Source organism: Agrococcus jenensis, assembly GCF_003752465.1.
GTDB lineage: Bacteria > Actinomycetota > Actinomycetes > Actinomycetales > Microbacteriaceae > Agrococcus > Agrococcus jenensis.
On record NZ_RKHJ01000001.1, the window covers coordinates 442,321 to 464,383 of the forward strand.

23 protein-coding genes, 3 tRNA genes and 1 pseudogene are annotated in these 22,063 nt (G+C 71.6%); 8 read left to right on the forward strand and 19 right to left on the reverse strand.

The window, feature by feature from the left end:
* The first annotated feature begins 19 nt into the window (after nt 1–19).
* Nucleotides 20–1,678 (forward strand): ABC transporter ATP-binding protein, encoded by a 1,659-nt coding sequence (locus EDD26_RS02120; protein ID WP_123696201.1) that lies wholly within the window; start codon nt 20–22, stop codon nt 1,676–1,678.
* Between the two features lie 144 nt (nt 1,679–1,822).
* On the opposite strand, the gene EDD26_RS02125 is transcribed toward EDD26_RS02120, so the two are convergent.
* From EDD26_RS02125 to EDD26_RS02135, 3 genes are all read right to left on the reverse strand, one after another.
* Nucleotides 1,823–2,743 (reverse strand): ABC transporter permease, encoded by a 921-nt coding sequence (locus EDD26_RS02125; protein ID WP_245989989.1) that lies wholly within the window; start codon nt 2,741–2,743, stop codon nt 1,823–1,825.
* Between the two features lie 14 nt (nt 2,744–2,757).
* Nucleotides 2,758–3,762, reverse strand: a complete 1,005-nt coding sequence (locus EDD26_RS02130) for an ABC transporter permease (RefSeq protein ID WP_123696203.1) — start codon at nt 3,760–3,762, stop codon at nt 2,758–2,760.
* Between the two features lie 112 nt (nt 3,763–3,874).
* Nucleotides 3,875–5,548 carry an ABC transporter substrate-binding protein gene (locus EDD26_RS02135; RefSeq protein WP_123696204.1) on the reverse strand — a complete coding sequence of 558 codons (1,674 nt, stop codon included), beginning with the start codon at nt 5,546–5,548 and terminating at the stop codon, nt 3,875–3,877.
* 247 nt (nt 5,549–5,795) lie between these two features.
* Between EDD26_RS02135 and EDD26_RS02140 the strand changes: the two genes are divergently transcribed.
* Entirely contained in the window at nt 5,796–7,217 is a 1,422-nt protein-coding gene (locus EDD26_RS02140) for a sensor histidine kinase (RefSeq protein ID WP_123696205.1), read from the forward strand.
* Nucleotides 7,214–7,861: a response regulator gene (locus EDD26_RS02145; protein WP_123696206.1), complete on the forward strand. Its 648-nt coding sequence runs from the start codon at nt 7,214–7,216 to the stop codon at nt 7,859–7,861. The genes EDD26_RS02140 and EDD26_RS02145 overlap by 4 nt, the downstream gene beginning before the upstream one ends.
* Here EDD26_RS02145 and EDD26_RS02150 read toward each other — a convergent pair whose 3' ends face one another.
* The 6 genes and pseudogenes from EDD26_RS02150 to EDD26_RS02175 all read right to left on the reverse strand — a co-directional run bounded on the left by EDD26_RS02150 (nt 7,862) and on the right by EDD26_RS02175 (nt 11,162).
* Nucleotides 7,862–8,572, reverse strand: coding sequence for a FadR/GntR family transcriptional regulator (locus tag EDD26_RS02150; RefSeq protein WP_123696207.1), 711 nt, complete (start codon nt 8,570–8,572; stop codon nt 7,862–7,864).
* A 176-nt stretch (nt 8,573–8,748) separates the two neighbouring features.
* Nucleotides 8,749–9,438, reverse strand: a complete 690-nt coding sequence (rplA, locus tag EDD26_RS02155; RefSeq protein WP_123696208.1) for a 50S ribosomal protein L1 — start codon at nt 9,436–9,438, stop codon at nt 8,749–8,751.
* Between the two features lie 80 nt (nt 9,439–9,518).
* Nucleotides 9,519–9,950, reverse strand: a complete 432-nt coding sequence (gene rplK / locus EDD26_RS02160; protein ID WP_123696209.1) for a 50S ribosomal protein L11 — start codon at nt 9,948–9,950, stop codon at nt 9,519–9,521.
* Between the two features lie 75 nt (nt 9,951–10,025).
* A pseudogene (gene nusG / locus EDD26_RS02165) lies at nt 10,026–10,631 on the reverse strand (transcription termination/antitermination protein NusG); the annotation flags it as partial.
* 120 nt (nt 10,632–10,751) lie between these two features.
* Nucleotides 10,752–10,958: a preprotein translocase subunit SecE gene (secE, locus tag EDD26_RS02170; RefSeq protein WP_245989992.1), complete on the reverse strand. Its 207-nt coding sequence runs from the start codon at nt 10,956–10,958 to the stop codon at nt 10,752–10,754.
* A 131-nt stretch (nt 10,959–11,089) separates the two neighbouring features.
* Nucleotides 11,090–11,162: transfer RNA gene (locus EDD26_RS02175), tRNA-Trp, on the reverse strand.
* Nucleotides 11,163–11,352: 190 nt separating this feature from the next.
* Here EDD26_RS02175 and EDD26_RS02180 point away from each other — a divergent pair.
* Both EDD26_RS02180 and EDD26_RS02185 read left to right on the forward strand, forming a co-directional pair.
* On the forward strand, nt 11,353–12,546 hold the full coding sequence (locus tag EDD26_RS02180) for a pyridoxal phosphate-dependent aminotransferase (RefSeq protein WP_425453388.1): 1,194 nt from the start codon (nt 11,353–11,355) through the stop codon (nt 12,544–12,546).
* 3 nt (nt 12,547–12,549) lie between these two features.
* Entirely contained in the window at nt 12,550–13,446 is an 897-nt protein-coding gene (locus EDD26_RS02185; RefSeq protein ID WP_123696213.1) for an alpha/beta hydrolase fold domain-containing protein, read from the forward strand.
* 25 nt (nt 13,447–13,471) lie between these two features.
* Here the strand turns inward: EDD26_RS02185 and EDD26_RS02190 are convergent, their stop codons facing one another.
* From EDD26_RS02190 to EDD26_RS02215, 6 genes are all read right to left on the reverse strand, one after another.
* A complete protein-coding gene (locus EDD26_RS02190; protein WP_123696214.1) occupies nt 13,472–13,921 on the reverse strand; it encodes an SRPBCC domain-containing protein in 450 nt (149 codons plus the stop codon).
* 173 nt (nt 13,922–14,094) lie between these two features.
* Complete coding sequence (locus EDD26_RS02195) at nt 14,095–15,240, reverse strand: UDP-N-acetylmuramate dehydrogenase (RefSeq protein WP_123696215.1); 1,146 nt, start codon at nt 15,238–15,240, stop codon at nt 14,095–14,097.
* Complete coding sequence (locus EDD26_RS02200; RefSeq protein ID WP_245989705.1) at nt 15,237–15,677, reverse strand: MaoC/PaaZ C-terminal domain-containing protein; 441 nt, start codon at nt 15,675–15,677, stop codon at nt 15,237–15,239. The genes EDD26_RS02195 and EDD26_RS02200 overlap by 4 nt, the downstream gene beginning before the upstream one ends.
* Entirely contained in the window at nt 15,677–16,120 is a 444-nt protein-coding gene (locus tag EDD26_RS02205) for a MaoC family dehydratase N-terminal domain-containing protein (protein ID WP_123696216.1), read from the reverse strand. The genes EDD26_RS02200 and EDD26_RS02205 overlap by 1 nt, the downstream gene beginning before the upstream one ends.
* 9 nt (nt 16,121–16,129) lie before the next feature.
* Nucleotides 16,130–17,131, reverse strand: a complete 1,002-nt coding sequence (locus EDD26_RS02210) for a homocysteine S-methyltransferase family protein (protein WP_245989706.1) — start codon at nt 17,129–17,131, stop codon at nt 16,130–16,132.
* A 342-nt stretch (nt 17,132–17,473) separates the two neighbouring features.
* Nucleotides 17,474–18,019 (reverse strand): hypothetical protein, encoded by a 546-nt coding sequence (locus EDD26_RS02215; protein WP_123696218.1) that lies wholly within the window; start codon nt 18,017–18,019, stop codon nt 17,474–17,476.
* 168 nt (nt 18,020–18,187) lie between these two features.
* Here EDD26_RS02215 and EDD26_RS02220 point away from each other — a divergent pair, with 168 nt between their 5' ends.
* Nucleotides 18,188–18,433: a hypothetical protein gene (locus tag EDD26_RS02220; protein ID WP_123696219.1), complete on the forward strand. Its 246-nt coding sequence runs from the start codon at nt 18,188–18,190 to the stop codon at nt 18,431–18,433.
* Between the two features lie 26 nt (nt 18,434–18,459).
* Here the strand turns inward: EDD26_RS02220 and EDD26_RS02225 are convergent, their stop codons facing one another.
* Entirely contained in the window at nt 18,460–19,191 is a 732-nt protein-coding gene (locus EDD26_RS02225) for a hypothetical protein (RefSeq protein ID WP_123696220.1), read from the reverse strand.
* A 277-nt stretch (nt 19,192–19,468) separates the two neighbouring features.
* On the opposite strand from EDD26_RS02225, the gene EDD26_RS15035 reads away from it, so the two are divergent.
* Nucleotides 19,469–19,816 carry a tyrosine-type recombinase/integrase gene (locus EDD26_RS15035; protein ID WP_425453458.1) on the forward strand — a complete coding sequence of 116 codons (348 nt, stop codon included), beginning with the start codon at nt 19,469–19,471 and terminating at the stop codon, nt 19,814–19,816.
* 77 nt (nt 19,817–19,893) lie between these two features.
* Here the strand turns inward: EDD26_RS15035 and EDD26_RS02235 are convergent.
* The 3 genes from EDD26_RS02235 to EDD26_RS02245 form a co-directional block, all read right to left on the reverse strand.
* Nucleotides 19,894–19,970: transfer RNA gene (locus EDD26_RS02235), tRNA-Met, on the reverse strand.
* Nucleotides 19,971–20,008: 38 nt separating this feature from the next.
* Nucleotides 20,009–20,080 (reverse strand) — tRNA-Thr (locus EDD26_RS02240).
* A gap of 56 nt (nt 20,081–20,136) precedes the next feature.
* Nucleotides 20,137–21,048 carry a LysR family transcriptional regulator gene (locus tag EDD26_RS02245; RefSeq protein ID WP_123696222.1) on the reverse strand — a complete coding sequence of 304 codons (912 nt, stop codon included), beginning with the start codon at nt 21,046–21,048 and terminating at the stop codon, nt 20,137–20,139.
* Nucleotides 21,049–21,120: 72 nt separating this feature from the next.
* Between EDD26_RS02245 and EDD26_RS02250 the strand changes: the two genes are divergently transcribed.
* Nucleotides 21,121–22,056, forward strand: a complete 936-nt coding sequence (locus tag EDD26_RS02250) for an EamA family transporter (protein ID WP_123696223.1) — start codon at nt 21,121–21,123, stop codon at nt 22,054–22,056.
* Nucleotides 22,057–22,063: the final 7 nt, after the last annotated feature.

Consider the following 22,063-nt stretch of genomic DNA (forward strand, 5'->3'; position numbering starts at 1 on the left):
GGCAGTGCAGGATGGTCGCATGAGCGACGCGAAGAAGCCGCTGCTGGAGGTCTCCGGACTCAAGGTGGAGTTCACGACCCAGGACGGCCTGGTCACCGCCGTGCACGAGGCGGACCTCACGCTGGCCGCGGGCGAGACGCTCGCGATCGTCGGCGAGTCCGGCTCCGGCAAGTCGACGACCGCGATGGCGATCATCGGGCTGCTCTCCGGCAACGGCCGCGTCACGTCCGGCAGCATCCGGCTCGACGGCGAGGAGCTCGTCGGCGCCAACGAGGCGGCGATGCGCAAGGTGCGCGGACGCCGCATCGGCCTCGTGCCGCAGGACCCGATGTCGAACCTCAACCCGGTCGCGCGCATCGGCTCGCAGGTGGCCGAGACGCTGCTCGCGCACGGCCTCGCCGACCGCCGCACCGTCGACGCGAAGGTCATCGAGACGCTCGAGGCCGCCGGGCTGCCGAACGCCGCCGAGCGCGCCAAGCAGTACCCGCACGAGTTCTCCGGCGGCATGCGGCAGCGCGCGCTCATCGCCATCGGGCTCGCCTGCCGGCCGCAGCTGCTCATCGCCGACGAGCCCACGAGCGCGCTCGACGTGACGGTGCAGCGCACCATCCTCGACCAGCTCGACACCATGACGAAGGAGCTCGGCACCGCCGTGCTGCTCATCACGCACGACCTCGGGCTCGCCGCCGAGCGCGCGCAGCGGGTCGTGGTGATGCACCGCGGCCGCGTCGTCGAGCAGGGGCCGGCCAAGCAGATCCTCGAGTCGCCGCAGCACCCCTACACGCAGTCGCTCGTGAAGGCGGCGCCGTCGGTGGCGATGGCCCGCCTGCGGCCCGAGGACTTCGCCCGCACCGAGGGGCGACCCGACGTCGCGGTGCCGCGCAACGCATCCGACATCATCGTCGAGTTCGAGAACGTGTCGAAGGAGTTCCACGTGCGCGGGCGGCGCGAGCCGTTCAAGGCCGTCGACGACATCAGCCTGAAGGTGCCGCGCGGCACGACGGTCTCGATCGTGGGCGAGTCGGGCTCGGGCAAGACGACCGCCGCGCGGATGCTGCTGAAGGCGTTCGAGCCGACGAGCGGCACGGTGCGCTTCGAGGGCAAGGACGTGTTCGCGCTCTCGCGCGAGGAGCAGAAGGCGTTCCGCCAGCGGGTGCAGCCGGTGTTCCAGGACCCGTACTCGTCGCTCAACCCGATGTTCACGATCGAGCGCATCATCGACGAGCCGCTCTCGTTCTACAAGCAGGGCTCGAAGACCGAGCGGCAGCGCCGCGTGCGCGAGCTGCTCGACCACGTCGCGCTGCCGAGCGACATGGCGCGCCGCTACCCCTCGGAGCTCTCGGGCGGGCAGCGGCAGCGTGTCGCGATCGCCCGCGCGCTGGCCCTCTCCCCCGACGTCATCGTCTGCGACGAGCCGGTGTCGGCGCTCGACGTGCTCGTGCAGGACCAGATCCTGCGGCTGCTCGGCGACCTGCAGCGCGACCTCGGGCTCAGCTACCTCTTCATCTCCCACGACCTCGCCGTCGTGCGGCTCATCAGCGACTACGTCGCGGTGATGCAGAACGGCAGGCTCGTCGAGGCGGCGACCTCCGAGGAGATCTTCACGAATCCGCGCGACCCCTACACGCGCAGGCTGCTCGCGTCGATCCCCGGCAACGAGCTGCAGATCGCGAGCTGACCCCCGCCCTTCGCCGAGCGTCCTCGAGCCGCGGGATCGCCGAACTTCCCTGAACGGCGGGATTCGGGGCGCGAAACCCGGAGTTCAGGGAAGTTCGGCGCTGACGCGCTCGCTCGGGGCGCGGGGCGGGAGCGGGCCGGCGGGTCAGCGCTTGCGGGTGCGGGGGTCCATCGCCTCGCGGAGGGCCTCGCCGAGCAGCGTGAAGCCGAGCGCGGTGATCATGATGCAGATGCCGGGCAGGAACGCGAGCTGCGGCGCGATCGCGAGCTCCTGCTGCGCGTAGGTGAGCATGCGCCCCCACTCCGCGGTCTCCGGGCGCCCGCCGCCGAGGCCGAGGAACGACAGCGCGGCGGCGTCGATGACGGCGGTCGCGAGCGTCAGCGTCGCCTGCACGATCACGGGGCCGACGGAATTCGGCAGCAGGTGCGACATCGTGATGCGACCGGTGCCGAGCCCGAGGGTGCGGGCGGCGAGCACGTAGTCGGCCTCGCGCTGGCCGAGCATCGACGAGCGCAGCAGGCGGGCGAAGATCGGCACCTGCGCGACGCCGATGGCGATCATGATGGCGAGCGGGGTGCGACCGAGCACCGCGGCGATCGAGACGGCGAGCAGCAGGTGCGGCACCGAGAGCAGGATGTCGACCACGCGCATGACGATCGTGTCGACCCATCCGCCGAACGCACCGGCGAGGGCGCCGAGCACCATGCCGCCGAGCAGGCCGAAGAACGTCGAGGCGATGCCGATGAGGAGCGACGCCTGCGCGCCCCAGATGAGCTTCGAGACGACGTCGCCGCCGAAGCGGTCGATGCCGAGCGGGAACTCCGGGATCTCGCCGATGCCCGGCAGCGACGTCGGCCGCAGGTACTCGCGGCCCGGGGTCGCGAGCTCGGGATAGGGCGCGAGCCACGGCGCGAGGAGCGCGACGAGCACGAACGCGGCGATGACGACGCCGCCGATCCAGGCGGCCGGGTTGCGGCGCACGCGGCGCAGCACGTCGCCCCAGAAGCTGCCGCTGCGGCGCCCGCTCGCGGCCGGCCCGGTCTCGGGCGTGGGGACGGTGGGCAGGACCTCTGCGGCGCTCACTGGATCCTCACTCTCGGGTCGATGAAGCTGTAGGAGATGTCGACGAGCAGGTTGATGAGCGCGTACGCGATCGCGATGAAGAGCACGAAGGCCTGCAGCACCGGGAAGTCGCGGGCGAAGATCGCGCCGGCGAGGAACGCGCCGATGCCGGGGAACGCGAAGACGGTCTCGGTGAGCACGGCGCCCGAGATGAGCAGTCCGGCCTGGAGTCCGATGGTGGTGACGACGGGCAGCATCGCGTTGCGGAGCACGAAGCGGTTGCGGATGACCTGCGTCGAGACGCCCTTGGCCCGGCCGGTGCGCACGTAGTCGGCGTTCACGACCTCGAGCACCGAGGCGCGGGTGATGCGCACGATGATGGCGAGCGGGATGGTCGCGAGCGCGAGCGCCGGCAGCAGCAGGTGCACGATCGCGTTGATCGAGGCGTCGAGCTCGCCGGTCAGCAGACCGTCGAGCACGAAGAAGCCCGTCACATGCGTGGCATCGATCTCCCTGTCCTGCCTGCCCGTCGAGGGCAGCCAGCCGAGCTGCACCGCGAAGACGTACTTCAGCATGAACGCGAGGAAGAAGACGGGGATCGTGATGCCGATGAGGCTGCCCGTGACCGACAGGTGATCGATCAGGCGGCCGTGGTTGCGCGCGGCCCAGTAGCCGAGGGGCACGCCGATGCCGACCGCGATGATGAGCGAGATGATCGCGAGCTCGACCGTCGCGGGGAACCGGTTGACGAACTCCTCGAGCACCGGCCTGCGCGTCTCGATCGAGTTGCCGAAGTCGCCCTGCAGCAGCTTGCCGAGCCAGGTGATGTACTGCTCGGGCAGCGGCCGGTTGAAGCCGTAGGCCTCGTTGATGCGCTCGATCGCCTCCGGGGTGGCGCGCTCGCCGAGCAGGGCCGCGGCCGGGCCGCCGGGCAGCGCCCGCACCCAGAAGAAGAGCAGCACGGTCAGGCCGAACAGCGTCGGGATCAGCAGCAGCAGTCGTCTGCCGATGGTTCTCAGCACGTGGTCTCTCCGTCAGGGGCGGGCGGGTCACGGCGCGCGGGTCGCGCGGGCCGATCGTGGCGGATGCCGCGGGCCGGTAGGGGCCCGCGGCATCCGCTGGTGACGATCGAGGCTACTCGCTCAGCTCGATCATGTTGAACACCTCGTCGTTGACGGGGCTGGCCGGGTACGACGTGACACGCGGGTCGAACGCGAGCGACGGCGCGGGGTGCGCGAGCGGCACACCGGGCACGAACTGCGCGATCTGCTCGTTGATCTCCTCGTACGTGCTCGCGGCCTCCTCCGGGGTCGGGATCTGCCGAGCCTCGGTGAGCGCCGAGAACAGCTCCGGGTTCTCGAAGCCCCACTCGTTCGAGTAGCCGTTGAAGAAGACGCCGACGAAGTTGTCGGTGTCGTTGTAGTCGCCGGTCCAGCCGAGCAGGTGGATGCCGTGGTCGGACGTGCCGCGCATGCGGTCGAGGTAGTCCGTCCACTCGTCGGCGACGGGGTTCACCGTGATGCCGACCTCCGCGAGCTGCGACGACAGCGCCGTGAAGATCTGCTCCGGGTTCGGCATGTACGGGCGCGAGATGTTCACCGGGTAGTTGAACGTCAGCTCGAGGCCATCGGCGAAGCCGGCCTCGGCCAGCAGCTCGCGCGCGGCCTCGGGGTCGTACGCGTAGTCGGTGACACCCTCGTTGTAGCCGTTGACGACCGGCGGGATGAACTGCGACGCGACCTCGGTGCCCTCGGGGAGCACCTGCGTCACGAGCGACTCGCGGTCGATCGCGTGCGCGATGGCCTGGCGGACGCGCACGTCCTGGAGCTCCGGCACGGTCTGGTTGAAGCCGAGGTAGAGCACCGTGAACGGGTCGCGCTGCATGACGTTGAAGCCGGCGTCCTCGAGCGCGGCGGTGTCGGCCGGTGCGACGAGGTCGTAGCCGTCGATGTCGCCGGCCTCGAGCGCCTGGCGGCGCGCGGTCGACTCGTCGATGACGCGGAAGACGATCTCCTGGACCTGGCCCTGCTCGCCCCAGTACTCGGGGTTCGCCGCGAGGACGACCTCGTTGCCGGGCGACCACGACTCGAACACGAACGGGCCGGTGCCCGTCGGGTGCGCCTCGCCGTACTCGCTGTACTCGGGTGCCTCCTCCGAGCCGCCGACCTCATCGGCGCCGTACTCCTCGAGCGCCGTCGGGCTCTGCATCGAGAAGGCCGGGAGCGAGAGGGAGGCGATGAAGCCGGAGAACGGACGCGTCAGGTTGATCGTCGCCGTGCTCTCGTCATCGGCGGAGCAGGACTCGTAGAGCGCGTTCTCGTCGCCGGCGAATCCGCCGTAGAGCGAGCCGTAGTAGTAGGAGAGGCTCTCGGTCGCCGTGAGGCCGGTCCAGTTGTACCAGCGGTCGAAGTTGGCGCAGACGGCCTCGGCGTCGAACGGGGTGCCGTCGTGGAACGTCACGCCGCTCTTGAGCGCGAACGTGTAGGAGAGGCCGTCCTCGGTCGACTCCCAGCTCTCGGCGAGCAGCGGGGCCGGGTCGGCCGTGCCGGGCTCGACGCCGACGAGGCCCTCGAAGATCTGGCGCGAGATGCGGAAGGTCTCGCCGTCGGATGCGAACGCGGGGTCGAGGCCGGAGGGATCGCTCGACGAGCCGAAGACGAACGTCGAGTCGACGTCGCTGGCTGCTCCCGGCTCTGATGCTGCGGGATCGCCGTCGTCTCGCTGGCTCTGGCAGCCGGTGAGCAGGAGCGCGAATGCTGCGCCTGCCGCGAGACCCCCGAGGAGTCGCCGGTGTGCGGTTCGGTTCACGGTGCTGGACCTTTCCTTCTGGGACTGGACGCACGCCGCGGCTCGGCCGTGAGGCTGCGTAGGGACAACCTAGCGAGTCACAGGCGCCTCGAATGTCACAGCAGGGTCACGATCAGGTTTCGGTGCAGCCGGGTCGCGTCGGCTCGACCCGCGGTCGTCCGGGGCGGCGCGCGGCGGTCTCGTCCTCGGGGAGGAGATCCGGCCGGATGCCGTGCCGCGGCCGCGCGGGCAGGCCTAGCCTGACGCCATGGACATGACCCGGAGCCGTCGGCTCGCCGAGCGCTGGTGGCCCGCACCCATCGCCGCGATCGTCTTCCTCGCGAACCTGCTGACGCGCTTCGGGGAGCCCCTGCTCATGCTCGCGATCCTCGTGCTGTGCCTCGCGCTCGCCGTCGCGCGCGTCGTCCCCCTGCAGGCGTTCTGCGTCGCCGCGCTCGGCGCCGTGCTCGCCCCGCTCGCCGGGGAGACGAGCACGGGATGGGTGCTGCTCGCCTTCGCGCTCGCGGTCGGCCTGCTCGCGAGCTGGGGCGTCGAGCCGCTGCGCTGGCGGCTGCTGCTCGGCATCCCGGTGGCGGCGACGGCCGCTGCGGCGCTCATCCTGCTCGGCCTGCGGGCCGAGGCGAGCATCGGCTCCTCCTCGGTCGCGAGCTGGGCGGCCGGGTACGCGTGGGCCTTCGCCGTCGTGGCGTGGGCGGCGGTCGTCGGCGCTCGCGCGCTGCGCGACTACCTGCGGGTGGAGTCCGCGAAGCAGCAGGCCGTCGCCCGCACGACCGTCGTCGAGTCGGAGCTGCGCGACGAGCGGCTGCGCGCCGACCTCACCCATGACTTCCACGACGTCATGGCCCACTCCCTCGCCGTGCTCGCCGCCCAGGCCGAGGGGCTGCGGCTCAGCCACCGCCAGCATCCCGAGCGCATCGACCCGGTGCTGACGACGATCAGCGACACCGCGCGGCTCGCCCTCGTCGAGGTGCGGCAGCTGCTCGAGCGCGTCGACGAGGACGACAGGCGACCGCAGGCGACGAGCGCCGACATCCCGGGGCTCGTCGCGCAGCTGCGCTCCGCCGGTCCCACCGTCGCGCTGCAGGACGTCGGCACGCACGGGCACCTCGCCCGCGTGGCCGACATCGCCGCGTACCGCATCGTGCAGGAGAGCCTCACGAACGCGCTGCGCCACGGCGGCGCGGACGTCGAGGTCTCCGTCTCGCTCACCTGGACCGGCCCGGGGCTCACGATCGTGGTCTCCTCCCCCATCCGCGACCGCGCCGCCCTGCGACCCGCCGGGCGCGGGATCGCCGGCATGCTCGAGCGGGCGCGGCTGGCGGGCGGCTCGCTCGAGGTCGATGCGGAGGGCGATCGCTTCGTGGTGAGCGCGCACCTGCCGTACTCGCCCGTCAGCGACGCCCCGACCCCGCCCCTCAGCGAGGACCAGCTCGCCACGCTGCCCGTGCCGGTGCAGCGGCGACCCGAGGATGTCGTGGCGCCCTGGATCGTGGAGGCCTCGCGGCGCTATGAGCAGCGCCACCCGCGGCAGCCGGCCGCCGACTGGTCGCAGGCGACGACGGTGGACCTGACGCCCGTGCCGCCGTCGGACGGCAGGGTCACCAACCCGATGCCGGGACCGGACGCAGCGCCGCGACCGGATGTGGCACCGGAACCGGAGCGCGCGTGATCCGGCTGCTGCTCGTCGACGACCAGGAGCTCTTCCTGCAGGGGCTGTCGATGATCCTCGAGAGTCAGGACGGGCTCGAGGTCGTCGGCACCGCGCTCGACGGCGCGCAGGCGGTCGAGCGGGCGCGCGAGCTGCAGCCCGACGTCGTGCTCATGGACATCCGCATGCCGGTGCTCGACGGCGTCGCGGCGACCGCCGCCATCCGCCGGGCCTCGGCCGAGCCGCCGCACATCATCGTCCTCACCACCATCCGGCACGATCGCGCGGTGGTGGATGCGCTCCGCGCGGGGGCGAGCGGGTTCCTGCTGAAGGACGCGCGACCGGAGTTCCTCGTGCAGTCGATCCGGGCGGTCGTCGACGGTCAGCAGGTGATCGCGCCCGCCGAGACCTTCGACCTGCTGCGAGCGTTCGCACCGGTGCGGCCGGCACCCGACACCAGCGTGCTCGAGCCGCTCACCGACCGGGAGCGCGAGCTCTTCGCGCTCGCCGCGCGCGGGCTCTCGAACGCCGACATCGCGCAGCAGCTGTGGGTGGCGGAGACGACGGTGAAGACCCATATGCGCGCGATCCTCGCGAAGCTCGGCGTCGCGTCCCGCGTGCAGCTCATCGCACTCGCCTACGAGCACCGCCTCATCGAGGCGTAGTCAGCGGCCGGGCGACTCGATCGCCGCGACGATGCCCGCGACCGACGCCATGTGCTCGCGCATGGCGGACTCGGCGGCGGGCGCGTCGCCTGCGGCGATGGCCGTCGCGATCGCCTCGTGCTGCTCGTGCTCGATGCCGAGCAGCCCGTGCTCCTCGCGGTGCTGGCGCACCTGCACGATCGCCTCGTAGACGCGGTGGCGCACGGCGCCCGTGAACCACAGCAGCGCCGGGTTGCCGGCGAGGTCGGCGATGCTGCGGTGCAGGTCGAGGTCGGCGAGCGCGTAGGCGTCGCGGTCGTCGGCGAGCGCGGCCATCCGGTGCACCTCGTCGACGAGCTCCGCCCGCGCGTCGGGCGTCGCCCGCTCGGCGGCGAGGCGGGCGGCCTGGATCTCGAGCGGCGCGCGCACCTCCATGAGCGCGGCGAGCGGCTCGCCGGTCGCCTGCAGCGCGCGCGTCAGGAAGAGCGAGATGAGGTGGTCGTCGAGCTGCCGGACGATCGCGTTGCGGCCGTTCATGAGCTCGACGACGCCGGTGGCGTGCAGCGCGCTCAGCGCCTCGCGCACCACCGGCCGCGAGACCTCGAAGCGCTCGCTCAGCGCGGCCGTGGACGGCAGCGACTGCCCCGGCTCGAGCCCGTCGGCCTCGATGAGGTCGAGGATGGAGCGCTGCACCTGCGCGGTGAGCGTGCTCGAGGCGGAGGCTGGTGGCATTGCTCCATCCCACCACGAGTTCGCACCGTCCCCCAAACGCAGGAGAGCCCCGCCGAAGCGGGGCTCTCCTGGGGTGAGGGGCGTCTTGGGTCTCGATACGCGGCGCCTGCGGCGCTGCTACTCGACCTTGACGCCTCCGCGCGCGATGCGGCTTCGCCGCGTCGCGCGCTTCGGGATCAAATCGTGGTGACGTCCACCGGCACGCCCGGACCGAACGTGGTCGAGACGGTCGCCTTCTGCACGTAGCGGCCCTTCGACGACGACGGCTTCAGGCGGACGATCTCGTCGAGCGCGGCCTGGATGTTGTCGCCGAGCTGCTCTGCCGAGAACGAGGCCTTGCCGACGATGAAGTGCACGTTGGCGTGCTTGTCGACGCGGAACTCGATGCGGCCGCCCTTGATGTCCGTCACGGCCTGCGCGACGTTCGGGGTGACGGTGCCGGTCTTCGGGTTCGGCATCAGGCCGCGCGGGCCGAGCACCTTGCCGAGACGACCGACCTTGCCCATGAGCTCGGGGCTCGCGACGGCGGCGTCGAAGTTGGTCCAGCCTGCGGCCACCTTCTCGATGAGCTCGTCGGAGCCGACCTCGTCGGCGCCCGCGGCGATGGCGGCCTCAGCGGCCGGGCCCTGCGCGAAGACGATGACGCGAGCGGTCTTGCCGGTGCCGTGAGGAAGAGAAACGGTACCGCGGACCATCTGGTCAGCCTTGCGGGGGTCGACGCCGAGCTTCAGCGCGACCTCGACGGTGGAGTCCGTCTTCGTCGAGCCGGTCTCGCGAGCGAGCGCGACGGCCTCGGCGGCCGTGTAGGACTTGTCAGCGTCGATCTTCGCCGCTGCGGCCTTGTAGGCCTTGGACTTCTGTGCCATGTGGATCTCCTAGATCAGAGTTCGTGGTGCGCGCCTGGCAGGCGCTCCCACTGGTGAGCCGTAGGGCTCGGGAGTCGAGGTCAGCCCTCGACGGTGATGCCCATGGAGCGGGCGGTGCCGGCGACGATCTTCTTCGCGCCCTCGATGTCGTTCGCGTTGAGGTCGGCCATCTTCTGCTCGGCGATCTCGGTGATCTGCGCCGACGTGAGCTTGCCGACCTTCGTCGTGTGCGGGACGCCGGAGCCCTTCTTGACGCCTGCGGCCTTCTTGATGAGCTCTGCGGCCGGCGGGGTCTTGAGGATGAAGTCGAACGAGCGGTCCTCGTAGACCGTGATCTCGACCGGGATGACGTTGCCGCGCTGGTTCTCCGTCGCAGCGTTGTACGCCTTGCAGAACTCCATGATGTTGACGCCGTGCTGACCGAGCGCCGGTCCGATCGGGGGCGCCGGGTTGGCGGCGCCGGCCTGGATCTGCAGCTTGATCAGACCCGTGACCTTCTTCTTGGGTGCCATGTCTCTTCCTTCTTGGTGTGTCGCGATCGCAGGCAGCGCTGAGCGCCCTGGACCGCATCCAGTCCCCTGTGGGGGCTAGAGCTTGCTGACCTGTCCGAAGCCGAGCTCGACAGGGGTCTCGCGCTCGAACAGGCTGACGAGCACGGTGAGCTTGCGGCTCGCCGGCTGGATCTCGCTGATCGTGCCCGGGAAGCCCGCGAACGAGCCCTCGGTGATGGTGATGGTCTCGCCGACCTCGAAGTCGACCTCGACCGCGAGCTGCGTGGGCTGCTGCGACGGCGCGGACTTCTGCTGCTCGGCGAGCTGCTCGTCGGCGATGGGCTTCAGCATCGTGAAGGCCTCGTCGAAGCGCAGCGGCGCGGGGTTGTGGGCGTTGCCCACGAAGCCGGTCACGCCGGGCGTGTGCCGGACGACCGACCAGGTGTCCTCGTCGAGCTCCATGCGGACGAGCACGTAGCCGGGGACGCGCACGCGGTTGACGCGCTTGGCCTGGCCGTTCTTCGTCTCGAGCACGTCCTCGGTCGGGACCTGGATCTCGTAGATGCCGTCGACCTGCATGTTCTCGGCACGGGAGGCGATGTTCGCCTTGACCTTCTTCTCGTAGCCGGCGTACGAGTGGATGACGTACCAGCGGCCGGGCTTCAGGCGCATCTCGCGCTTGAAGTCGTCGTACGGGTCGGTCTCGGGCTCGGCCGGCTTCTCGTCGGCAGGCACGAGGTCGTCGAGCGCCTTGTTCAGCTCGATGTCGAGGTCGTTGACGTCAGACACAGTCCACCTTCTCCTTCAGGTCCTGGATCGGGCTCAGCCGGCGAGGCCGAACATCGGCAGGTCGCCGAACATCCAGCCCACGAACGAGCCGAACAGGAGGTCGAGGCCAGACACCAGCAGCATCATGAAGACGACGAACACGAGCACGACGAGCGTGTACCGGATCAGCTCCTTGCGGGTCGGGGTGACGACCTTGCGCAGCTCGACCAGGACTTCCTTGAGGAAGGTCCACAGGCGCATGAACGGGTTGCGAGACGCACCCTCGCGCGTGCGGGGTGCCTCCTCGATCGCGTTCTCAGCCACGGTGACCCTTCGGTTTGTTCGGCCCGGCGGGTGCCAGGCCCGTCAGGCGCCCTCACGGGCGCCTCGAGCAGGGCGGACAGGACTCGAACCTGCAACCTGCGGTTTTGGAGACCGCTGCTCTACCAATTGAGCCACCGCCCTGGGCGGGTGGAGTGCCATGGTGTCGCCCATGATCGCCCGTGCAGGGCATACGACAGCATGGCGGTTGTCAACCACCAAGGAGAGAGTCTACGACGGCTCGGCATCCCCTGTCCACTTGACGGCGCGCCACCGCCAGCTCGATCGGGAGAGATCCGGGCGGCGACACGCGGTGCCGCCTAGGCTGGGCGCCGTGAACCGCATCGCCGCCCGCATCGCCGCCATCAACGAGTCCGCGACCCTCAAGGTCGACGCGAAGGCCAAGGCGCTCAAGGCCGCCGGCCGCGACGTCATCTCCTACGCCGCGGGCGAGCCGGACTTCGCCACCCCGCAGAACATCGTCGAGGCCGCGCAGCGCGCGCTCGCCGACCCGAAGAACTACCGCTACACCCCCGCGGCCGGTCTGCCGGAGCTGCGCGAGGCGATCGCCGCGAAGACGCGGCGCGACTCCGGCCTGGAGGTCGAGCCGAGCCAGGTGCTCGTCACGAACGGCGGCAAGCAGTCGGTCTACCAGGCGTTCCAGACCATCCTCGACCCGGGCGACGAGGTGCTCGTGCCGACGCCGTACTGGACCACCTACCCCGAGGCGATCGCGCTCACGGGTGCACGGCAGGTCGACGTCTTCGCCGGCGCCGAGCAGGGCTACCTCGTCACCGTCGACCAGCTCGAGGCCGCCCGCACCGACCGCACGAAGGCGCTGCTCATGGTGAGCCCGTCGAACCCGACCGGCGCCGTCTACCCGGCCGACCGGGTGCGCGAGATCGCCGAGTGGGCGGAGGCGAACGGCCTCTGGGTCGTGAGCGACGAGATCTACCAGAACCTGGTCTACGACGGCGAGCGCGCGGTCTCGGTGACGGAGGCGGTCCCCGCCCTCGCCGACCGCACCATCCTCGTGAACGGCGTCGCGAAGACCTATGCGATGACCGGCTGGCGCGTCGGCTGGATGGCCGGCCCCGCCGACGTCATCAAGGCGGCCGCGAACCTGCAGTCGCACCTGACGAGCAACGTGAACAACGTCGCCCAGCGCGGTGCGCTCGAGGCGCTCACCGGTCCGCAGGACGCGGTCGGCGAGATGCTCGCGGCGTTCGACCGCCGTCGGCAGACGATCGTCGCCGAGCTCTCGCAGATCGACGGCATCACCGTGCCGACGCCCAAGGGCGCCTTCTACGTCTACGCGGACGTCGCCGGGCTGCTCGGCAGGACGTGGGGCGGCGTCACGCCCTCGTCGAGCCTCGAGCTCGCCGACCTGATGCTCGAGCAGGCCGACGTGGCCGCGGTGCCGGGCGAGGCGTTCGGCCCCTCGGGCTACCTGCGCTTCTCGTACGCGCTCGGCGACGACGCGCTGCTCGAGGGCGTCCAGCGGCTGCAGCGCCTCTTCGCCGCGTAGCCGGTGGAGCTCGAGCAGGTCGCGCCCGAGCTGCGCGATGCCGTCGCGCGGCTCGGCGGCGTCCCGCTCGAGCGTCGGGTCGGCCGGGCGATCGGCAGGATCGCGCCCCGGCTGATGCGCTGGCCGAGGGAGCCGGGTGTGCGCATCGGCCGCGCCCGCGTCGGCGGCGTGCGCGTGCGCACCTACGCGCCGCCCGAGGTGCGCAGCGACGCCGTGCTGCTGTGGATCCACGGCGGCGGGATGCTGATCGGTGCGCCGGCGATGGACGACCACTTCTGCTCCGAGACCGCCGCCCGCCTCGGCATCCGGGTCGTGAGCGTCGACTACCGGCTCGCGCCCGAGCATCCGTTCCCGGCGCCGCTCGACGACTGCGCCCGCGTCTTCGCCGGGCTCATCGCGCGCGGTCACGCGCGGATCGCGCTGGGCGGCCAGAGCGCCGGCGCCGGCCTCGCCGCGGGGCTCGCGCAGCGGCTGCTGGACGAGGGCGGACCGCAGCCGATCGCGCAGCTGCTCGACTGCCCGATGCTCGACGACCGCACCGCCGCCGACGCCGCGCGCGACGACGAGGCGCACTTCGTCTGGGACAACCGCGAGAACCGCCTGGGCTGGCGCTCGCTGCTCGGCCAGGAGCCGGGCGCGCCGTCGGTGCCCGCCCATGCCGTGCCCACGCGCCGCGCGAACCTCGGCGGGCTGCCGCCGGCGTGGATCGGGGTCGGCTCGATCGACCTCTTCCACGACGAGGACGTCGCGTACGCCGAGCGGCTGCGCGCCGCAGGCGTCGACGTCGACCTGCTGGTGGTGCCGGGTGCGCCGCACGGGCTGCTGGCGGTCGCAGCGCGGTCGGCGCTCGCCGAGCGCTACCGGCGCGCGGCGCAGGAGTGGCTCCGAGCCCGGCTCTGACCGCGCCGACGGGCCGAGCCGCCCGCTACACGTGCTGGGCGTAGGCGCGGTAGCGCTCGAGCAGCTTCGGCCAGCCGCCGTGCTGCTCGCGGCCGCGCTGGTTGGAGGCGTTCCAGCCGGAGTGCGTGAGGTGCACGCGGGTGCCGCCGTGCGGCAGGTCGGTGAAGGTGACGAGCACCGTGGTCGCGTCGCCCTCGTGGGTGAGGCGGAAGGTGTGCCCGAAGCGCTCACCAGGGACCGTCTCGGTGACCTCGCCCCAGACGACCTCGCGGCCGTCGCGCCCGTGCTCGACGATGCGGAGGCCGTCGCGCTGCTCCACCTCGATGCGGTCGAGCCCGGAGCCCGTCGCGGTCCAGCCGGGGTGCCACCACTCGCTCAGGCCGTGCACGTAGGCGTCCCAGGCGCGCGTCCGGCTCACCGCCACCTCGAGCTCGTGCTCGATCGGCGAGGTGTCGTCCGGCTCGTGCTGATCCATGGCTGTCCCCCGAGCATCGACTCTGCCACGGCCCGACGCGGGGAGCAATCGTGGCGCCGCGCACCGCGAGCGAGCGCACGCGTCCGGCGCACGCTCGATCGGTCTGACGCCGGGGCGAGCCGCTCCACGCGCTCGGCGGGCCGCTGCGGCCGATCGAGCGCGCGGCGGGGCGGCTAGAGCGTCAGCCCGACGAGCACCGGCTCCGCCACGAGGTGCACGCCGAACTGGTTCTCGACGCGCGCCTGCACGAAGCGCGCGAGCTCGGCGATCTCCTCGCCCGTCGCGCCGCCGCGGTTGGTGAGGGCGAGGGTGTGCTTGTCCGAGATGGCCGCGCGCGAGCCCGGCAGCGAGAAGCCGCGGCCGATGCCCGCGTGCTCGATGAGCCACGCGGCCGACAGCTTCACCTGCGGCACCGGTCGCTCCAGCGAGGGCACCGCCGTGTCGGCGTCGAGCGGCAGCACCGTCGCCTGCGGCGCGGGCGACGTCGACCAGCTCGGCACGTCCTTCGGCAGCGCCGCGGCGAAGCGTGCGGAGACGATGGGGTTGGTGAAGAACGAGCCGGCGCTCACCGAGTCGGGGTCGTCCGACAGCACCATGCCCTTCGAGCCGCGCAGCGCGAGCACCGATGCGCGCACGTCCTCGAGGGGCACGCGCGTGCCGAGCTCGACCCCGAGCGCCGAGGCGAGCTGCTGGTACGCGACCGGCTGGCTGCGACCGTCGGGCGAGCGGCGCAGCCGCAGGTCGACCGACAGCACGACGCCGCGCAGCACGCCCCGCTTGATCGCCGAGTCGCGGTAGCCGAGCCGCAGCTCGGAGGCCGGCACCGAGCGCACCTCGAGCGTCTCGGCATCGAGCAGCTCGATGCCCTGCAGCGTCGACGACAGCTCCTGGCCGTACGCGCCGATGTTCTGCACGGGCGAGGCGCCGACCGAGCCGGGCACGCCGCTCAGGGCCTCGATGCCCGTCAGGCCCTGCTCGACCGCGAGCGCGACGAGCGCATCCCACGACTCGCCGGCCTCGACGCGCAGCACGACGGCGTCGTCGACGGGCGCGTCCTCGCCCGCGGGACGGTGCGGCCGCTCCGCGGCGGGGAGCGTGCGGATGCCGCGCGTGGTGATGTGCAGGACGGTGCCGTCGTAGGGCTCGTCCGACGCGACCGTGTTGGAGCCGCCGCCGAGCAGCAGGTGCTCGCCGCCGTCCGCCACGATCTCGGTGTAGGCCGCGATGACCTCGTCGCGCGTGCCCGCCTCGATCCAGCGGCCGACCTCGCCGCCGACGCGCATGGTGGTGGCGTCGGCGAGCCTGCGCGACGCCGTCATCGGTCGGTCGCCACGACGACCTGCGCCTTGCCGAGCACGGTCTGCTCGCCGACGGTGACCGTGAGGTCGATGCGGGCGCTGCCCTCGTCGACGCGCGCGACCTTCGCGACCACGTGCAGCGCCGCACCCGTCTCGGGATCGACGACCACGGGCCGCGTGAAGCGCACCTGGTAGTCGAGGATCCGACCGGGGCCGGCCCAGTCCACGACCGGCTGCACGGCGACTCCCATCGTGAGCATGCCGTGGGCCAGCACGCCCGGCAGACCGACGGACTCGGCGACGTCGTCGCGGTAGTGGATGGGGTTGAAGTCGCCGGAGGCACCGGCGTACCGCACGAGCGAGTCGCGCGTGAGCGCGAGGTCGCGCTCCGCGACCACCTGCCCCACCTCGAGCTCGCCGAGCTGCTGCGCGCCGGTCATCGGCGTCGTCCCCTCCATCAGGCGGCCCGCACCACGAGCGTCGACGTGGCGGTGACCACGTGCTCGCCGTCCGCATCCGTGATGACGCTCTCGCTCGTCACCATGTCGTTGCCGCCGAGCGACTTGACGCTCGTGACAGTCAGCTGCGCCGTGAGCTCGTCGCCTGCGACGATCGGCCGCGTCGCGCTGAACCGCTGGTCGCCGTGCACGACGCGGGTGAAGTCGACGCCCGCGGTCTCGTCCTCGAGCAGCTGGCGGAGCGTGAGCTCCTGGATGACGATCGGGAAGGTGGGCGGCGCGATCACGTCGGCATGGCCGGCGGCACGCGCGGCCTCGACGTCGAGGTGCTCGGGGTGCGTCGCCTGCACCGCGCGGGCGAACTCGCGCACCTTCTCTCGCCCGACGAGGTAGGGGGCCGTGGGCGGGTACTGCCTGCCCTGGATCTCGGGGTTCACTGGCACGCAGCCAGTCTAGGCAGTGGCGTGCGCCTGCCAGAGGGCGGCGACGTGGCGGCTGTCGGTGCCGCAGCATCCGCCCACCACCGAGAGCGACGGCAGCAGCGCCCGCACCTGCTCGTGCGCGCGTCCCAGCTCGCCGATGTCGCCGGCGTCGAGGGTCGTCGCGGCGTCGAGCTCCGCGTGGCTCCGCGTCGAGGCGTTGTAGCGCACGGCGGCGATGCGCTCGCGCCACGACCCTCCGTCGAGCGCGCGCAGCACGTGCTGCGGATGCGCGCAGTTGACCATGAAGTGCACCGTGTCGGTCTCCCGATCGACGAGCTCGACCGCCTCGCGGAGGGTCATGCCGCCGCGCAGCCGTCCGTCGGTCTCGACCGTGAAGCCGATCACCGCGGGCAGTCCGTGGAAGTAGGCGGCACGGGCGATGCCGATCGCCTCGCCGGGGTCGCTGAGCGTGAACGCGGTGACGAGGTCGACCCCGCCCTCCGCGAAGGCGTCGACCTGCGCCTCGTGATAGGTCCTCGCGTCGTCGGGGTCGACGGGCGGGACGTCGGCGTACGCGTCGGCGCGCGGACCGATCGCGCCGCTGATGAGCACCGCGTCGAGGTCGACGTACGACTCGCGCAGCTGCTGCAGGTGGCGCACGGCCAGCACGTTGACGTCGTAGAGCGCCCGGCGCGCGTCGCCGAGCCTCGCACCCCAGTCGGGGTTGGCCCGCCACGTCGCCGTCTCGAGCACCAGACCGGCGCCGACGGCCGCGGCGATCGCCGCGTACTCGCCGAAGTACGCCGCGAGCGTCGCCCTGCCGTGCTCGCTGCGCAGCAGCGGGTAGGCGGCGAAGTGCGGCAGGTCGATGCCGTGGCGGAAGATGAGGTCGGTCTCGAGGCCGCCGTCGGTGACGAACGGATGCTCGGGCGACGGCCAGCGCCCCGTGCGGCGATGCGGCACGACGTGGTGGTGGGTGGAGGGCTTCTCCGTGAGCGAGGGCAATGCCGCCCTCGGGATCATGCTGGACATCGTCGTCCTTCCGCCGAGCACAGCGGCAGGCCGGGCGGTCTGCCCGGCCGCAGGCTACTCGCGGCGGCGCTGTCGGTCCATGCCCCGATCTGCTGCCGACATGCCGAAGGGGACCGGACGCATCCGATCCCCTTCGTGGCGGTAGCGAGGGCGGGGTTCGAACCCGCGACCTCACGATTCGACGTCGCGGCGCGGGGCGCTCATCTGGGACGAGCTGTGCCGAGCCTGCGGGCGCGCTCGCGAGCCTCCACCGCACGTCGACAAGCCGGACGACGGCGAGGTGCCGGGCATTCGCGGGTGGTGAGATTGTGGGACCGCTCCGCGAGCGAAGCAGAGAGCGGACTATTTGCGCCGAGTGCCCCACTGGCCGAGGAGGTCGCGAATCGTTGCTTCGTACGCCTCGCGTTCGAAGCGCACCGATCGCACGGGCATCTCTGGGGTCCACAGTTCGCCGGATATCGTGTCCTGGTAGGTGACGTTCCGCCACTCCACTGTCGTCTCGGTCCAGCGCAGGTCGACGCTCAACGCGCCGCACTCCAGATCACCGCAGGCCGCACAGAACAGGATCGCCACTCGCCCGTCGTCGAAGTGCACGTCGGGGTCGAATGCGGCTGCACGGTCGGGCAGAGGCGCGCCGAGGCTGGCGTCGACCAGCCCTCCATCAGTGGCACCTTCGACGATGTGCGTCGTCTCGTTCAGCTCGACGTCATCAGTCGTGAACCAGTCCCGCACTGGCTCACCGTCCACCGTCCAGCCGAGGGACCTGCGGGCCTGCGCGTCGACCACGTCCATGCGTAGCCGGAGGAAGCCGCGCCATCGGACATCGACCGTAGGGTCCTCTACCCATCGCGTGCCGAGCACGGACAGCAGGGGCTCGGCTTCGGTCATGCTCGGAGCCTAGTGATGCTCTACGCGACGCCGTTTGGCGCGTCGGGCGAGTTGGAACGCACGTTTGGATGCGTGACGATCAGGCCGTGCGAGTGGGACGTGCTGCACCCACTCGACGGCCGGCCTGTGGCAGTCGAGCGACTGCTGAGTGCCTGCTAGGTTCCGACCATGCCACAGGATGATCCCCTCGTCTTCGCTCTCGTGCTCGCCGTCGGGCTCACCTTCATCCTGTCCGGATCGTGGGCCGTCATCAGCGTGATCCGCGACACCACGATGGCCCCGCTCGCACGTCTCGCAATGCTCGCTGCGCTCATCCTGTGCTTCCCGCTGGCCGCACCACTCTGGCTGCTGGCGAAGTCCGCAGACCTGCCTGCCAAGCTGCGGGCGCCGCTGACCGTCAGAGCGCACATCTAGCACCGCAGCGAAGGTCGCGCTGCGGCTCAGCCTGGGAACGCGCGATCGGCGGCAGCGTCGATGATGGCTTGCACATCGACGGCGGGCACCGGAGCGCCAGCCGGAGCCGACACCAGCACCTCGAGCCGATGCCCGGGCACGGCAGCCCAACACGACGTCTCCGTCATGAGCCCGTACTGGAAGTGATCGACCGACGCAGAGGCGCAGAACGAAGCCTCACCCGCGTCGATGTGCGCAGCAGGCTCCGTCAAGGTGACTGGCCCGTACGAGTTCGATGGACCGACGACATCGAGAGGGCACGCGGCGACGGCCTCTTGCGCAGCACGCACGCCGTCAACCGCCGTCTCGGTCATATAGACGTGGACCGTCGCGGCTGTGAGGGGTGACGTCGCGGGAGCCGTCGAGTAGACCTGTCCAGCCTGGCTCCCGAGGTCGCCATCCCGCTCGAGGTAGACGTCGCCGAGCAGGGGCTCAACGTCGAGCGCACACGGCACTGCGGTCGTCGGCCAGTCACCACCGGTATCCCTCTCGATCGGCTCCCATCCCTGGATCGGGAAGTCCTCAGCTGCCAGCACCAGGCCGGAGACGTAGGTGTCGAAGGTCTGCGCTGATGCGCTCGGCGAGGCGGCCTCCGGCGCGGCGGACCGCGATGCTTCCGGCGTCGCCAGCGGTGCCGGCGTCGCTGAGCCGGACGCTTGACACCCCGTGAGGCCGAGCGCCGCGACGACAACCAACGCACACGCTCCCACTAATCTCATGCGTCTCCTCTAGGTTGCTCGCCTACGTTCATCGATGCGTGCAATGAACGCTAGGTCAGGTGAGACAACCTCCACAAGCCGCCCGACCGGGCGGTATCGCCCGGCCCAGAGCCGCATCCGTCCGGGTATGAGCGCTGGCCTCCCGGAGCGCCGTCACAGGGGGGAGGGGCCACTGGCCCGCTTGGCCAGCGGCGGCTCCGCCCTTCCCTCTCGGCGACATCCGGCTATGGAGTCGATCTCGGCCACCGCCCTCAGGGGTCTTCGGCACCTCGATCTCATGACGACGCCCTGGGAGGCAGTCCCTGCTCAGCACCTCGACCGGTTCGTCCGCTGGTCGCAGCCTCGATTCGCTTCGGAGGTCGCGGCGGAGCACTACGACGACTGTCGATTGGGGCGGCTATCACGGGCGGAGGCTCGAGCTCGGCTGGGGTTCCCGACGGTCCCGACCCACTCGTTCCGGAAGACGGTAGCAACCGCTCTGGACCGCGCTGGGCTCTCAGCCCGAGACATCGCGGAGTGCCTGGGGCACGAGAACCCCTCAGTGACCCAGGACGTCCACATGGCGAAGCGCTCGAACTCCACACGAGCTGCGGCGGCGGTGGGCGCGGCGCCCGAGCCCCGCTGAATGCGCGGGGTCTGTGCGGGATGGATCTACCCGCCAAACGCGGAGAGGCCCGGAATCTGTTGAGATTCCGGGCCTTCTGGTAGCGAGGGCGGGGTTCGAACCCGCGACCTCACGATTATGAGTCGTGCGCTCTCACCAACTGAGCTACCCCGCCAGAACGCCCACCCAAGCACGAAGCATCAAGCGAACGCGAGCCCCGAGCGAGGATTGAACTCGCGACCCCTTCCTTACCATGGAAGTGCTCTACCGCTGAGCTATCGGGGCGAAGCCGTGATGGCAACCGGAATATCGTAGCACCGCGGACGGGCCCTTCGCGCACCTCACGGCGCGAGCGCGTCGACGCCCCCGATCGCCCGCGCGCAGCGCCGCAGCGCATCGATCGTGTGCGCGACGACGGCGCGCTCCGCGACGTCCGGGCGGGCGAGGACGCTCACGATCCGGCCGGTCGGGAGCCCCGCGAGCGGCACGAGCGCGATGCCGCCGCCGGGCCGCGTGCTGAAGCGCGGCAGCATCCCGATCCCGAGGCCCGCGGCGACGAGCGCCTCGACGAGGCGGTTGTCGCGCACGCGCTGCCCGATCGCGAACCGCTCCCCCGCCGCCGCCTCGACCGCGACGCGCAGGTCGTCGAAGGGATACCCCCCGGGCACGCCGATCCAGCGCTCGCCCGCGATGTCCGACGGCCGCACGGAGCCGCTCCCCGCGAGCGGATGCGCCTCGGGCACGGCGATGTCGATCGGCTCCCGCAGCAGGTCGACCACGTGCAGGCCGCGCCAGTCCGGCAGCGGCGTGGGCGCCATCCGGTGCCCGATCACGAGGTCGTGGTCGCGGGCGAGCGCCGCGTAGTCGGCCTCGGCGACGTCGTGGTCGTGCACGCGGAGGTCGACGTCCGCGCCGAGCGCCGCGATGAGCGACGGCAGCAGCACGACGCCCGCGCTCGGCAGCGCGGCGACGTCGACCCGCCCGCCGATCCCGCCTCGGTAGGCGGCCAGCCTGCCCTCGACGCGCGCGACGACGGCCGCCACCTCGATCGCACCGGCGGCGAGCAGCCGCCCGGCCTCGGTCAGCCGCACGCCGCGCCCGAGCGGCTCGGTGAGCGGCAGCCCGATCGTGCGCTCGAGCGATCGGATGCGCTGCGACACGGCCGACGGGGTCACCTGCGTGGCCCGCGCCACGGCCGAGAGGCTGCCGCGGTCGTCGAGCTCGCGCAGCAGGATGAGGTCACGCAACTCCATGCAGCAACGCTACACAGTCGATGCAGCATCCATCGCTTGTGCTGCACGGTGATCGCCTGCTCGGCTGTGCGCATGACGACGAGAGAACGACTGCTGGGCCTGCTGGTCGCGGTGCTGTGGGGGCTCAACTTCCTGGCGATCCACCTCTCGCTCGAGCAGTTCCCGCCCTTCTTCCTCGTCGCGCTGCGGTTCGCGCTCCTCGCGGTGCCGACGATCCTGCTCGTGCCGCGGCCGGACGTGCCGCTGCGGTGGCTGCTCGGCTACGGGCTCGGGTTCGGCACGCTGCAGTTCCTCTTCCTCTACTGGGCGATGGCGGCCGGCATGCCGACCGGGCTGGCCTCGCTCGTGCTGCAGGCATCCGCCCCCTTCACGGTGCTGCTCGGCGCGACCCTGCTGCGCGAGCGCCTGGACCGCGCGCAGGTGCTGGGCATCCTGCTCGCCGTCGCGGGACTGACCGTCATCGGTGCGCAGCAGCTCGGCACCGCCGCGCTCGGGCCGTTCCTGCTCACGCTGCTCGGCGCGCTCGGCTGGGCGCTCGGCAACGTCTCGAGCCGGCTCGCGCGGCCCTCGAAGCCACTCCACCTGACGCTCTGGATGTCGGTCGTGCCGGTGCTGCCGATGCTCGCGACCTCGCTGTGGGTCGAGGGCCCCGACCGCATCGCGCAGTCGTTCGTCGGGCTCGAGACCGCGACCGGCCTGCTCGCCATCGCCGGCCTCGCCTACACGATCCTGCTCGGCACGGTCGTGGGCAGCGGGCTCTGGACGTGGCTGCTGAGCCGCCACCCGGCCGCGCGGGTCGCGCCGTTCTCGATGCTCGTGCCCGTCGTCGGCCTGCTCACCGCCTGGGTCGTGCTCGGCGAGACGCTCACGGCCGTCGAGATCGCCGGCGCCGGCGTGGTGGTGGCCGGCGTGCTGCTGGGATCCGGCGCGCTGGGCGGCGGGAGTCGCGCCGCCCGACCCGTGGCCGAGCCGCCCACGGAGCGCGCGCCGTCACCCGCCGCGCGCTGACCGGCGC